General features: G+C 32.1%; 13 protein-coding genes and 2 riboswitches. Of the genes, 4 read left to right on the top strand and 9 right to left on the bottom strand.

The window, feature by feature from the left end:
- Position 1: 1 nt before the first annotated feature.
- The 4 genes from HALHA_RS06480 to HALHA_RS06465 form a co-directional block, all read right to left on the bottom strand.
- On the bottom strand, positions 2-832 hold the full coding sequence (locus HALHA_RS06480; protein ID WP_015326984.1) for a carbohydrate ABC transporter permease: 831 nt from the start codon (positions 830-832) through the stop codon (positions 2-4).
- A gap of 13 nt (positions 833-845) precedes the next feature.
- Positions 846-1,736, bottom strand: coding sequence for a carbohydrate ABC transporter permease (locus HALHA_RS06475; protein ID WP_015326983.1), 891 nt, complete (start codon positions 1,734-1,736; stop codon positions 846-848).
- A 65-nt stretch (positions 1,737-1,801) separates the two neighbouring features.
- A complete protein-coding gene (locus HALHA_RS06470) occupies positions 1,802-3,124 on the bottom strand; it encodes an ABC transporter substrate-binding protein (RefSeq protein ID WP_015326982.1) in 1,323 nt (440 codons plus the stop codon).
- A gap of 489 nt (positions 3,125-3,613) precedes the next feature.
- Positions 3,614-4,546: an ArsR/SmtB family transcription factor gene (locus tag HALHA_RS06465; protein ID WP_015326981.1), complete on the bottom strand. Its 933-nt coding sequence runs from the start codon at positions 4,544-4,546 to the stop codon at positions 3,614-3,616.
- 159 nt (positions 4,547-4,705) lie between these two features.
- A riboswitch (SAM riboswitch) is annotated at positions 4,706-4,826 on the top strand.
- A gap of 40 nt (positions 4,827-4,866) precedes the next feature.
- On the opposite strand from HALHA_RS06465, the gene HALHA_RS13025 reads away from it, so the two are divergent.
- The 3 genes from HALHA_RS13025 to HALHA_RS06450 are packed head-to-tail and all read left to right on the top strand — an operon-like array spanning position 4,867 to position 8,917.
- Positions 4,867-5,562, top strand: coding sequence for a vitamin B12 dependent methionine synthase (locus tag HALHA_RS13025; protein WP_015326980.1), 696 nt, complete (start codon positions 4,867-4,869; stop codon positions 5,560-5,562).
- A 47-nt stretch (positions 5,563-5,609) separates the two neighbouring features.
- On the top strand, positions 5,610-8,024 hold the full coding sequence (locus HALHA_RS06455; protein WP_015326979.1) for a homocysteine S-methyltransferase family protein: 2,415 nt from the start codon (positions 5,610-5,612) through the stop codon (positions 8,022-8,024).
- 32 nt (positions 8,025-8,056) lie between these two features.
- Positions 8,057-8,917 (top strand): methylenetetrahydrofolate reductase, encoded by an 861-nt coding sequence (locus HALHA_RS06450; RefSeq protein WP_015326978.1) that lies wholly within the window; start codon positions 8,057-8,059, stop codon positions 8,915-8,917.
- 70 nt (positions 8,918-8,987) lie between these two features.
- Here the strand turns inward: HALHA_RS06450 and thiE are convergent, their stop codons facing one another.
- From thiE to thiS, 5 genes are read right to left on the bottom strand one after another with little or no spacing between them, the layout of a single operon-like run.
- A complete protein-coding gene (thiE, locus tag HALHA_RS06445; protein ID WP_015326977.1) occupies positions 8,988-9,617 on the bottom strand; it encodes a thiamine phosphate synthase in 630 nt (209 codons plus the stop codon).
- Complete coding sequence (gene thiF / locus HALHA_RS06440; RefSeq protein ID WP_015326976.1) at positions 9,614-10,228, bottom strand: sulfur carrier protein ThiS adenylyltransferase ThiF; 615 nt, start codon at positions 10,226-10,228, stop codon at positions 9,614-9,616. Before thiF ends, thiE begins: the two co-directional genes overlap by 4 nt.
- A 13-nt stretch (positions 10,229-10,241) precedes the next feature.
- Positions 10,242-11,342: a 2-iminoacetate synthase ThiH gene (gene thiH / locus HALHA_RS06435; RefSeq protein ID WP_015326975.1), complete on the bottom strand. Its 1,101-nt coding sequence runs from the start codon at positions 11,340-11,342 to the stop codon at positions 10,242-10,244.
- Between the two features lie 2 nt (positions 11,343-11,344).
- A complete protein-coding gene (locus HALHA_RS06430; protein WP_015326974.1) occupies positions 11,345-12,115 on the bottom strand; it encodes a thiazole synthase in 771 nt (256 codons plus the stop codon).
- A gap of 3 nt (positions 12,116-12,118) precedes the next feature.
- Positions 12,119-12,319 (bottom strand): sulfur carrier protein ThiS, encoded by a 201-nt coding sequence (thiS, locus tag HALHA_RS06425; protein WP_015326973.1) that lies wholly within the window; start codon positions 12,317-12,319, stop codon positions 12,119-12,121.
- Between the two features lie 87 nt (positions 12,320-12,406).
- Positions 12,407-12,508: riboswitch (TPP riboswitch) on the bottom strand.
- A 122-nt stretch (positions 12,509-12,630) separates the two neighbouring features.
- Between thiS and HALHA_RS06420 the strand changes: the two genes are divergently transcribed.
- On the top strand, positions 12,631-13,278 hold the full coding sequence (locus HALHA_RS06420; protein WP_015326972.1) for an undecaprenyl diphosphate synthase family protein: 648 nt from the start codon (positions 12,631-12,633) through the stop codon (positions 13,276-13,278).

Here is a 13,278-nt window from a genome sequence, read left to right as displayed (position 1 = left end):
TTTACCCTTTCATTCCTGTTAAAGAAATTCCCTGTACAAAATATCGCTGAACAAAGAAGAAAATAATTATTACAGGAATAGCAGAAATAAAGGCACCAGCCATTAATTTACCATATTGTGTAGCATAATTATCTTGTAATAATGATAAAGCAGGAGTTAAAGGTCTAATTTTTTCTGAATTAGTAACTATTAAGGGCCATAGAAATGAATTCCAGGAGCCTCTAAATGTAAAAATCCCTAAGACTATTAAGGCCGGTTTAGTTAATGGTAAAATGATTTTATAAAAAGTTTGGAATTGATTACAACCATCTATTCGAGCGGCATCTTCTAGATCTTTAGGTAAGCCAATAAAAAATTGCCTTAATAAAAATACTCCAAATACTGAAGCAGTTCTAGGAAATATCATAGCATTATAAGTATTTATCCATCCAAACTTATCCATCATAATATAATTTGGGATTAAATTAGTTGTAGGTGGAATCATCATTGTAGCCATTAGTATCCAAAAGATCGTATCGCGCCCCTTAAATTTCATACGAGCATAAGCATACGCTGCTAAAGCATCAATAAATAATACTATTATTGTGGTCATAGTAGCAACAACTGTACTATTAAAGAACCAACGAAACACTGGAACATCTTTTCCTAATAACAGTTGTGAGTAATTTTTTAGTGAAAAGTTCTCAGGAATAAGATTAATAGGCCAACTAACAACTTGTGATTCTGGTTTAAGAGAAGTAGAAAGCATCCAAACTAATGGAACTAACCATATAACAGCAAATAAGATTGTGATTGATGATACTAAAAATTTTCTCCAATTTATATTCTTCACTGTGATTCCCCCTTTAGTACTCTACATCTTTAGACAGTAATTTAAATTGAATAACACCAATTACAATAACAAATAAAGATACAATTAAAGCCATAGCAGCTGCACTACCAATCCTATAATTAGCAAATGCTACTCGTTTTATATACATAATTGCAACTTCAGTTTCTCGTCCTGGCCCTCCTTGAGTCATCATATGAGGTTGCCCAAAAACCTTAAATGAAGCAATAGTTGATGTCACAGTAACAAAAAGAATGGTTGGCTTTAGACAAGGTAAAGTTATATGCCAAAACTTATCCCAAATATTAGCTCCATCAATTTCTGCTGCTTCGTAATAATGCTGAGGAATATCTTGTAGTCCAGCTAATAAGAGTAACATATTATGTCCAGCCGTCCACCAAACTGTAGTTACAACTAATGAAACCCAAGCCCACTCTGTTGTAGATAACCAAGCTATAGGTTCAACACCAAATAAATTTAAAATATAATTAATCAATCCACTTTGAGTATCTAACATCCACATCCAAATTAAAGTAACACTTGTTACAGATAAAATAACAGGAGTATAAAAAATACTACGCAAGATCCCTGTTCCCCGAATATTTCTATTTACTAATATTGCTAAGATTAATCCGATTATAACTAGTATAGGTACACTAAAGATTACAAATTGAAATGTATTACCTAAAGCATTCCAAAAATACTGATACTGAAAGGATTCAGGATTAAACAACCTTGTATAGTTTTTAAATCCAACAAAGGGGTGTTGAGCACTCAAAAGATTCCAACGATGCAAACTAATATATAGACCAAAAAGAGCAGGAAAAGCTAAAAATATTGAAAATATAAATAAATGAGGAGTAATAAATAAATATGGGATTATTTTTTGAAATTTATTTTTAAACATAATATAACACTCCTTTTAAATGAAATTAAGCAAAACGGGAGGATTTTCTCCCGTTTTGTTTAAATTTAATGTCTCTTATAGTATTGATCTAAAGCTTTTTGAGCTCTTTTAGCCGCTTTATTCAATACTTCTTTAACAGGTTCTTTATCCAATAACGCTAAATTGATTGCATCATAAAGGGGTCCCATAATCTTACTAGTTACTGGATGTGCAGGTGGGAAAACAACATATGGAACTTCTTTAGCAATTGAAGACTGGTGCTTAAGTTGTTGGAACTTATCACTTTTTCTTACAGAGTTGCGTGCTGGTATTTGCCCAAATTTGGCCCATTTAGCACTTCTTTTAGAGATATACTTGATAAATTCAGCTGCAGCTTCTTTTCTTTTTTTAGTCATTTCATCTTTATTAAAGATAACAAAGTTATGAGAGTTACTCATTACTGCCATTTTTCCTCCTAAGTTAGGTACTGGATAAGACATAAAGTTTAATCCTTTTTGTTTTTGGAAAGCTCTTATCATCCAAATTCCGTTAAAGTGAATACCTAATCTGCCTTGTTTAAATAAGGTCACTTCGCCATCTTGCTGAATGTTTGCTGGAGATACCTTGTGTTTATAAATCAAACTTTTAGCAAATTTTACAGCTTTAATTGCTTCTGGACTATCGAAAGTTACTTTTGTAACTTCTTCATTAGTGATAGAACCACCAAATTGATGAATTAAAGTAGGAACAATAAATTGTTGCCCTGGCCATAACGGAGGAATTGCAGTTCCATATTGATCTATTTTTCCGTCTCCATTAGTATCTTTAGTTAGTTTTTTAACCACTTTCATAAACTCTTCTCTAGTTTGAGGGGGCTTATTTGGATTTAAACCTGCTTTCTTGAACATATCTACGTTAATGTACATTGTTAAAGGATGCATATCTAAAGGAATACCATATCTGGTTCCTTTATATTTTCCTGCTTGCCAGACTCGTTTAGCAAACTCATCTGAATCCCAGCCTAAGTCTTGAACTATACTATCTAAAGGCGTCAAGACACCTTTAGAAGAGAATTCAGGTAATCGATCTATATGCATTACTCCAATATCAGGTGCATTACCACTACTTAATGCAGTCACAACTTTTTGGTAATATGTTCCCCAATTCATTGTTTGCATTGTTACTTTAATTTCGCCCTTGTGAAGCTTATTAAAATTATTCACCATCTTCTGCATACCATCACCATCAGCTGCTGTGAATCCATTCCAGAATTTTAACTCTATTGTACCTGTTGCTTTTTTATTTTCACCACCAAAGAATAAATCAAAGAAACCTGCCTCTGCTGTACTAGGAACTAATAAAGTGACTACCAACATTAACATTACTACTTGGAAAAATTTCTTTTTCATATTAATCCTCCTCCTTAAAATTTATCCCCTCTTTATTTTAATAATTATTGTAATCAATTATTAATTACTAAAATAATGTTTAAAAAATAAAACAGAGGGGTAGATAAATTAATTAGACAGGTTTATTAACTTATTAACTTATCTTCTAATCAATTTCTTCGCTTTGATTTAATATAATTTGTTAATTTAATATAAATCTTAAATCTTTTGTTTCAAAAAAACAGATTTCACCAACTTTGTAGGAATAAACATCCCTAGAACAGTGAAATCTTATTAAAAATTATATATTAGCAACTTATAATCACTTATTATTTTCTTAACACTCTATTTATAGTATAAAACAAAGACTATAAATAGTCAAGTTTTTTAAATATTATATAAAATTGGAATTGTTACTATAATAATTAGAATCTTATTATCTAATTATTATTTTCTTGGATAGATTTAGTATTCCTTCTTTTGATTATAAATATTTTAAACTTTATAGTCTTATTCCCTATGGTTATATTTAAATCTTAATATTATATCTTGTTCATAATTGCCAAACTTATGGCCAAAGAGATTTATTCCTCCTATATTTCTTGCTTCTTCTTTAATTCCTATTTTCACATCAATAAAATTGCTGTCAGAAATATTTAAGTCAGATAATGTTTTTTTAGATATCTGCTTCCCGTCAATATATGCTCCGTCATCATTTACTGTCCACATTTTCAACAAACCATGCTGAGTTTGATCATTATTCCACCATTCTGGATTTAGTTTCCCTCGTTGTTCACCAAAGTCACCCGGAGAAGTCCATGTTCCTATTTCTACATCATTAATCCAGACCGTAACATCTGAGGGCCAATCTTCGTTGTAATGAGGAGCTTCTGAGCATATCTCCATACTCAACTCTAACTCATTAACATAAGTATTAGCAGGGAGATTGTTAGGGAATCTATATTTAATATGACCTTGTTTAAACCAAAGTAATTGAGCATATATATGCTCAGGCTCAAGAAAAGATTGTTCATCATCAAGAATACCTATATATCCTTCTTCACTAGCTAATCCACAAGTTGGCTGAACAGCAAAATCTTTATAGTTTCCAATTGGCATTGACATTTCAACTAAGTTCATATCAAAGTTCATATTTGCTCCTGGAAATTCTAACAATAAACTATCATAAGTACGACGACATAATTTTTGTGATCCTCTATCTCCAGGTTGATAATTAGTTTCAATCAATCCTGCTTCCTCCAATTTTTTTACATTCACTGTTACTGAAGAAGCAGGCATGTCTAATTGTTCTGAAATCTTATTTAAATTCATTTCTTTATTATTTAAGGTCTCTAAAATTTTCATGCGGGATTCTGAAGCTAATGCTTTCATAACTTTAATAATGCTTTTATTGTTTTTAATCTTTAAAACTTTACCTTTCATAAAAACACCTCTTTTGTTTTAATACTAATTATATGTTTCTGCCTTTATTTTAAAATTCCTTTTATTAATTCATACAATTTAAAACTATTTTTTAATATTCCTTTAACTTTGACAAAAAGTATAATTGGTGTTATACTTATGCACAATAATTAAATATCATCCTTATTGAGAGTGGTGGAGGGACTGGCCCGATGAAGCCCGGCAACCAGTAACAAGTTTGAGTTTAGATGTTACAGTGGTGCCAACTCCTGCAGAAGTTTTAACTTCTGAGAAATGAGGGAAGGTGATTTCCCCTCTTCTCTTAAGAAGAGGTTTTTTTAATGGAGGTGAGGATTATCATAATAAAAGATATTTCAATTGAGATTCCTAAATATGAAGTAAAAAAAGAATTAGGTTATCAAAAACAAACCGAATCTAATTCTAAAATAGAAAAGATGATCTCTGATACAATAAATTTAGCCACTTCCCTATTAGAACCTAAGGGAAAGTATGTTATCTTAGAAAAGATAGATATTGACCAAGATAGGATTAGTTTAGGAGCAGAGAAACTTACTTTTCAAAGTCAAGATATAGCTGATTTACTAGCTGACCAGGAAGAAGTAGCTCTTTTAGCAGTAACTATTGGAGGTAAATTAGAAAAGAAGGTCAATCAACTTTTTACTGAAGGTGAATTAACTAAAGCAACTACTTTAGATGCAGTAGGTTCAGCAGCAGTAGAAGAAGTTGCTAATAGGATAACTAAATTAATTAGTGAAGAAGCTTTAGCCAAAGGTTTATCTCATCTAACAATGAGATTTAGCCCTGGCTATGGTGATACTACATTAGATATACAACCTCAATTGTTGATTCTTTTGGGTGGAGAAGAGTTAGGTATTACTCTTAGTTCTGGTTATATATTAGACCCTCAAAAATCAATTACTGCTTTGATAGGATTAGGTAATGTTGAATCAGATAGACCAAGTTGTGACTTTAACTGTCAAAACTGCGAATTTGAAATTTGTGTATATGATAAATAGTTTTTAATTTATAGTTTAAAGATTAAAAAGAAAGGAGTAGGTAGTAGATGAGTAGTATAGTAGACAGATTAGAAGAAGAAATTTTAGTACTAGATGGTGCTATGGGTACAGAGTTACAAAAGAGAGGATTAGAGGTAGGAGACTGTCCTGAAGAACTTAACTTAACCCATCCTAAGATATTAAAAGAAATTCATAGTAGTTATGTTAAAGCAGGTAGTGATATAATCCAAACTAATACTTTTGGGGCCAATCGCCTTAAACTAGCTGAATATAATTTGGCCCATAAGATAGAAAAGATAAATCAACAAGCAGTAAAGTTAGCTACAGAAGTAGCAGGTGATGATGTCTTTATTTCTGCTTCTATAGGGCCAACTGGTAAGTTATTAGAACCGTTAGGTGACTTATCTTTTCAACAAGCTTATCATGTTTTTGGTGAGCAAGCTCAGATTTTAGAAGCTGCTGGAGCGGATTTAATTAATATTGAAACTATGACAGATTTACAGGAAGCTAGAGCTGCTTTAATTGCAGTTAAAGAAAAGACTTCCCTGCCCGTAATTATTAATTTAACTTATGAAGAAAACTTAAAGACGATGACTGGTACAGATCCTCAAACAGCAATTACTGTTTTTGAAGCTTTAGGGGCTGATGTTATTGGAGCTAATTGTAGTTTAGGCCCTAAGAAATTAGTAGAGATAATAAAGTTAATGGGCCAATATACTGCTACTCCCCTCTGTGTACAACCTAATGCAGGCTTACCAGTTTTAAATGAGAATAATGAAACTATCTTTCCTATGGAAGCTTTGGAAATGGCAAATTATATACCTCAATTTATAGAAGCAGGAGTTAATATTATTGGAGGCTGTTGTGGCTCTACTCCAGAGTATATAAATTTAGCAAAGAAAAAAGTAGTAGATATAACACCTGCATCTAGAATTAAGAAGAAAGAGACTACCCTAGCTAGTCGAACTAAGAGAGTAGTTATTTCTGATAACTTGCCAACACGAATTATTGGAGAGCGGATTAATCCTACTGGTCGAGAAGAGTTATCCCATCAATTAGCTGATGAAAAAATGGAGTTAGTAGCTAAAGAAGCAAGCAACCAAGTTCAAGCTGGTGCAGATATTTTAGATGTTAATGTAGGAGTTCCACAGATTGATCAAGCTCAGGCAATGAAGTTGGCCCTTAATACAGTTCATAATGTTGTAGATATTCCTGTTTCAATTGATACAACTAATCAGGAAGTTTTAGAGGCAGGCTTACAAACTATAGTAGGTAAACCTTTGATTAATTCTGTAACCGGTGAAGAAGAAAGTTTAAATACTGTATTACCTTTAGCTAAAAAATATGGAGCAGCAGTTTTAGGATTAACATTAGATGAAGATGGTATCCCTGCTACTGCCCAAGGTCGATTAAAAGTAGCTAAAAAAATTCTTAATCGAGCTCAGCAATTAGGAATTAAAAGGGAAAATGTATTAATAGATACCCTTACTCTAGCAGCTAGTGCAGAACAAGATAAAGTATTAGAAACTATTAAGGCAATTGAACTAATCAAAGAAGAATTAGGATTAGCTACAGTATTAGGGGTTAGTAATATTTCTTATGGTCTACCGGCCAGAGAAGAAGTCAATACAGCCTTTTTAGCTATGGCTATCCAAGCAGGACTTAATGCTCCAATTTTAGATCCTACTAACAAGGCTATGCAAGCTACTTTAAAAGCAAGTGATTTGTTAGTTAATCGTGATCTCCAGGGCCAAAATTACTTAAACCATTATAGTAATCAAGAAGAACGAAAAAAAGAAGAAAAAGAAGAAAAATTGGAAACTACAGACTCATTAACTAAACTTTATCATTTAGTTTTAGAAGGAGATAAAGATAATATAATTTCAGAGATTGAACAAGCTTTAACAGATCACCAAGCTTTAGAAATTATCAACCAAGCTTTAATCCCAGGGATTAAAGAAGTAGGAGCTAAATATGATGAAGGAACTTATTTTTTACCCCAATTGATGATGTCGGCAGAAACTATGCAAGAAGCATTTACTAAATTACGCCCTATTTTACAAGAAGAAGATAATCAGCAAACTATAGGTCGGGTTTTATTAGCTACTGTTAAGGGAGATATCCATGATATTGGTAAAAATATTGTTAAGGTAATGCTAGAAAATAACGGATTTGAAATAATTGACTTAGGCAAAGATGTAGCTAACGATAAAATAATTACTAAAGCTATTGAGCAAGAAGTAGATTTAGTAGGTTTAAGTGCTTTAATGACTACTACAATGCCTAATATGGAGAAGATAACAATGATATTAAAAGAAAAAGCTCCTGAAATTAAAATTTTATTAGGTGGAGCTGTAGTCACAAGAGATTATGCTAACAATATTGGTGCGGATGGTTACGCTCAAAATGCTGTAGAAGCAGTAAAAAAAGCAACCGAGTTAATTAATAATAGCAAAAACTAAAAATTACTACATTTGCGAAGGGAGAATTGAGAATGTTACTACAAGATAAATTAAAAACTAAAGATTTTATAATTACCGCAGAACTTACCCCACCAAAAGGAACTGACTGTCAAACAATGTTTCAAGTAGCCCAAGATTTAAAAGAAAAAGTTGATGCAGTTAATGTTACTGATTCACCAATGGCTAAGATGAAGATGAGTTCAATTATGGCCGGACACTTTATTCAAGAAGAGACTGGCTTAGAAGTTATACCTCATGTTACCTGCCGAGATAAAAATATCATAGCTTTACAAGGTGAATTATTAGGCGCCTCAAAATTAGGGATCAATAATATACTAGCTATTACAGGAGATGATCCAACAAGAGGAGACCATCCCCAAGCTAGCCCTGTCTTTGATACTAATTCTATAGGAGTGATCAAAACAGTTCAGAAGCTAAATCAAGGCTTTGATACTAATGATAACCAACTAACTGGTACTACAGACTTAACAGTAGCTACAGCTGGTAATCTAGGAGCTGATGATTTAGATGAAGAAATTGCTAGATTAGAAACCAAAGTAACAGCTGGAGCAGATTTTATTCAAACCCAACCAGCTTATGACTTAGACTTATTAAAGAAATTTTTAGATAAGACCAATCATTTAGATGTACCAATCTTAATTGGAGTATTACCTTTAACTAGTTATAAAATGGCTCAATACCTAGATCAGAATGTACCAGGAGTAGAAATTCCTACTTCTATTCTAGCTAGAATGAAAGGTAAAAAAGCAGCTGAAGGAGTCAAAATTTCTAGTCAATTTCTAAAGCAGGTTAGCGATTTAATTAATGGAATTCATATTATGTCGGCTAATAGGTCTGATATTTTATTAGATGTTTTAAATGAAGTTACTTAAATAAGTTATTAATACAGGTAGGGCTCAGAAACCCCTTTATGTTTGTTTAGGGGATGAATGAGCCTTTTTATTATATCTTTTCTCTAATCCTTTTAATTTTATTTGTTATATCTTTAGCACCAACGATTTCTGTTATCATTGCAATACAGTTAGCCCCTTTTTCTTTAACTAAGGTTATATTATCCTCTTTAATACCTCCAATTGCTACAAAAGGAAGATCAATATTTTCTGCTACATACTCTAAATAACCCAGTCCTACTGGTTGACAAACATCTTCTTTAGTATTTGTTTTAAATATAGGGCCAACTCCAATATAATCTGCTCCTTTTTTTACAGCATTATTAGCTTGAGCTGGTGAATGAGTAGATAACCCAATAATTTTATCCTCCCCTACTATCTTTCTTACCTCTTTAATAGGTAGGTCTTCTTGGCCTATATGAACTCCATCTGCATCTAAAGCTAAAGCTAGTGCTATATCATCATTAATTATAAAAGTTATCCCCGCTTGATCAGTTAACTCTTTTATTTTTTTACACTCTTGATACTTATAAAGCATCTTTTTATTCTTTTCTCGGTATTGAATTACTTTTATGCCCCCTGCAATCATTTCTTTAACAACTCTTATATTGTCACGTCCTAAAGAATACTTCTCGCCAGTAATACAATATAGATCACCGTTTAAAAGATCTCTTTCTTTCATTCTTGTCCCTCCAACACATGATTTAATACAATATCTGCTTGTTTAGCAGCAACAATATTAACTTTAGGGGATATAGGGGGCAACTTAGCACTTACTTCAGTCTTAAAATCTCCTACTAAATAGAATTTATTCTTGATTTTTTTAATCCTTATTTGATCAGAGTTACCCCAACCAGCTAGGCCTGTTGCTGAAACTAATAACTTATTAGAATTTATAAACTCCTCTACAATTAATTTCTTGCTAGCAACTTGATCAAAAGCCTCGATGATAATATCACACTCTTTAAATAACTCTTTAATATTATCTGTTGTAACTTTTGTATCTTTTATTTCAATCTCTAAGTCAGGATTGATTTTAAGCAAGTTTTCTTTAAGTGCTTTGGTCTTTTTAACTCCTATTTGATCCTTAAAATAAAACTGTCGGTTTAGATTAGAAAACTCAATTTTATCAAAATCAATAATTACAAATGATTTAAAACCAGACCTAACTAAATTAACAGCACAGTTTGAACCTAAGCCACCTACCCCACCTATTCCTATAGTTAAAGATTGAATTTTAGCCAATTTTTTTCTTCCTAAAGATTGAATTAATTCTTCTTCAAACTGGTTCATTATATTTCCTCCATTAGATTCGTTGCCAACTTTTAAATACTGGTTGATATCCCTTATTTAAAAGTACTTGCTTTACTGTATTAATTTTTCGCTTATCTGAAATATCAAATTGTTTTTCATTATTGCTACTAGTATAACCTCCAACTGCTGTAGATGACTCAGCAGATAATTTAGTAACTCCTAAAGGTAGTAGATTATCTCTTAATTGAGCACTTTCTCTAGTTGATAAATTAATCCCAACCCTAGGTAAAAACAGCCTAAAAGCAAGCATAATTTGAACTAAGTTCCTATCATTTACAATAGAGTTAGGTTGAAAAGAACCTAAGTGAGGCCTTAATCGAGGCAGAGATAGACCGATTTGGGTTTCTAAATATTTATTCTGTAAATAATAAGCATGTAATCCAGTAAAAAAGGCTTCTTCTCTCCAATTATTAAGTCCTAATAAAGCTCCTATATTAACTTTTCTCATCCCTGCTTGACAACCTCTTTCTGGAGCATCTAATCTAAAATGATAATTTTTCTTAGGCCCCTTAAGATGTACTTTATCATAGATCTGTTGGTCATAAACCTCTTGGTAGATTGTAAGCCCATCTATCCCAGTAGCAATTAACTCTTTATATCCTTCAGTTGTTAGAGGATAGATTTCAATAGCTAAGGAAGGAAAATAGTTCTTTAGCACTTTAATAACTTTTTTTAAATAGGAAATTGATGCGTGTTTTCTAGATTCTCCAGTTAGAATTAATAAATTTTTAAACCCCTTCTTAGCAATTACTTGAGCTTCTTTTTCTACTTCTTTTAAACTAAGTTTACTTCTTTTAAAGTTATTCGTTACATTAAAACCACAATAACTACACTGGTTAACACAATGATCTGTTATGTAAATGGGAGTGTATAAAGAGACTATTTTACCAAAATGTTGAATAGTTAATTTATGAGCCCGCTGGGCCAACTCCTCTAAATAATTACTAGCTACTGGTGCTAATAAGGTTAAAAAATCTTCTTTAGCTAATTTTTCTTTAGTTAAAACTTTTTTTACATCTTTAGCTGTTACTTGCTTGAAGAAATTGTTAAAATCAATATCTTTAAATTTAGTATATTTATTATAATAACTCATCACTAGTCCCCCAAAAAGCCTGTTAGTGGTGATGAAGCTTGGGCTTTATCATTTGTTCTTCCTGTTCCTGCTAGATATGCTTGTCTACCTGCTTTTACAGCTTGATTAAAAGCTTGGCCCATAGCAACAGGATCATCTGCAGTAGCAATAGCAGTATTTACAAGTACAGCATCAGCTCCCATTTCCATAGCTTCAGCTGCTTGTGATGGTTTACCAATTCCTGCATCAACAATAATTGGTAAATTGATTTCATCAATTAAAATTCTAATTAACTCTTTAGTTTTAAGGCCTCTATTAGAACCAATCGGTGCTCCCAGAGGCATTACTGCTGCTGCACCAGCTTCTTCTAACTTCTTAGCTACCATAAGGTCAGGACTTACATAAGGTAGCACCACAAAACCTTCTTTAGCAAGCATTTTTGTAGCTTTTATTGTTTCTTGATTATCTGGCAATAGATACTTATTGTCAGATATTACTTCTATTTTAATCCAGTTTCCACATCCAGCTGCTTGAGCAATTTTCGCTATTCTAACTGCTTCCTCAGCATTTCTAGCTCCAGAAGTGTTAGGTAATAAAGTACACTCATCAGGAATATAATTAATTACATTTTTCTGTGGTGTATCAAAATTGACTCTTCTTAAAGCCATAGTCACTACTTGAGAATCTGTTGCTTTGATCGTTTTAGGAATTACTTCTTGGTTAGAAAACTTGCCTGTGCCAGTAAACAACCTATTATCTAAACTTTTATCACCTATAATCAATTTATTGGTCATATATCATCCGCCTCCTACAAATCTTAGTATTTCTAATTGGTCGCCATTTTTTAAAGTGACATTGGCCCATTCCTCTTGTTGTATAACCTCTTGGTTATACTCTATTACTAGTCTTTCTAACTCTAATTCTTTAGTAGTTAAAAAATCAAGCAAAGCAATTTCTTCTTCTAACTTTTCTTCTGCTCCATTTAAGATTACTTTCATTTTTTCCTCCTTTCTTCCGATTTTAATAAGTCACAAAATTAAAAAGACTTCCCTGCAAACGCAAGGAAGTCTTTTTATATGTACTGATAAATTATCAGTTCGCTTCCCTACGCTAGTATTACCTAGGTCAGGTTATAGGGTTGAAGTTTAGCTTCTCTCAGCCTAATTAAGGCACCCCTAGCTTTATATTCTATTTTGTTTATATTATATAGTATTCTTTTAGTTATTGCAATCTTTTAGCGAGATTTTTAAAAATTAGAATAATTAAGGAAATCGCTGAGAATAATACCATTAGTGAGGAGGAGTATAAAATGAGAATTCCACGACATATTGGAGTTATACCTGATGGTAACAGAAGATGGGCCCAAAAACATAATTTAAATAAAGAAGAAGGATATACTTATGGCCTTGGCCCAGGGTTAGAACTATTTAAGTTATGTCAAAAAGAAGGGGTTGAAGAATTAACCTTTTATGGCTTTACTATGGATAATACTAAGCGTCCTGCTGTACAAACAAAAGCTTTTTCAAAAACATGTGTAGAAGCAGTTAAAATGATTTCTAGAGAAGATGCTTCAATTTTAGTAGTTGGTAATACAGAAACTCCTATGTTTCCTAAAGAACTAATCCCTTATACTAAAGAAAGAAAAAAATGTGGTACAGGAGGACTTAAAGTTAATTTCTTAATTAATTATGGCTGGCATTGGGATTTAAGTAATTTAAATCAAAATGAGAGCAGATCAAAAAAAGGTATTATATCTTCTTTAAAATCACAAAATGTATCTAGAATTAATTTGATAATTCGTTGGGGAGAAAGAAGAAGATTAAGTGGTTTTTTGCCCGCTCAATCAGTCTATTCAGATTTTTACGTTGTAGATAGTTATTGGCCAGACTTTAAAAAAGAAGATTTTTATGATGCTCTAAGATGGTATGCTAAACAAGATGTTACTTTAGGAGGCTAA

It is taken from the genome of Halobacteroides halobius DSM 5150 (assembly GCF_000328625.1).
GTDB classification, from domain to species: domain Bacteria; phylum Bacillota; class Halanaerobiia; order Halobacteroidales; family Halobacteroidaceae; genus Halobacteroides; species Halobacteroides halobius.
This window is presented reverse-complemented; position numbering and strand designations above follow the sequence as displayed.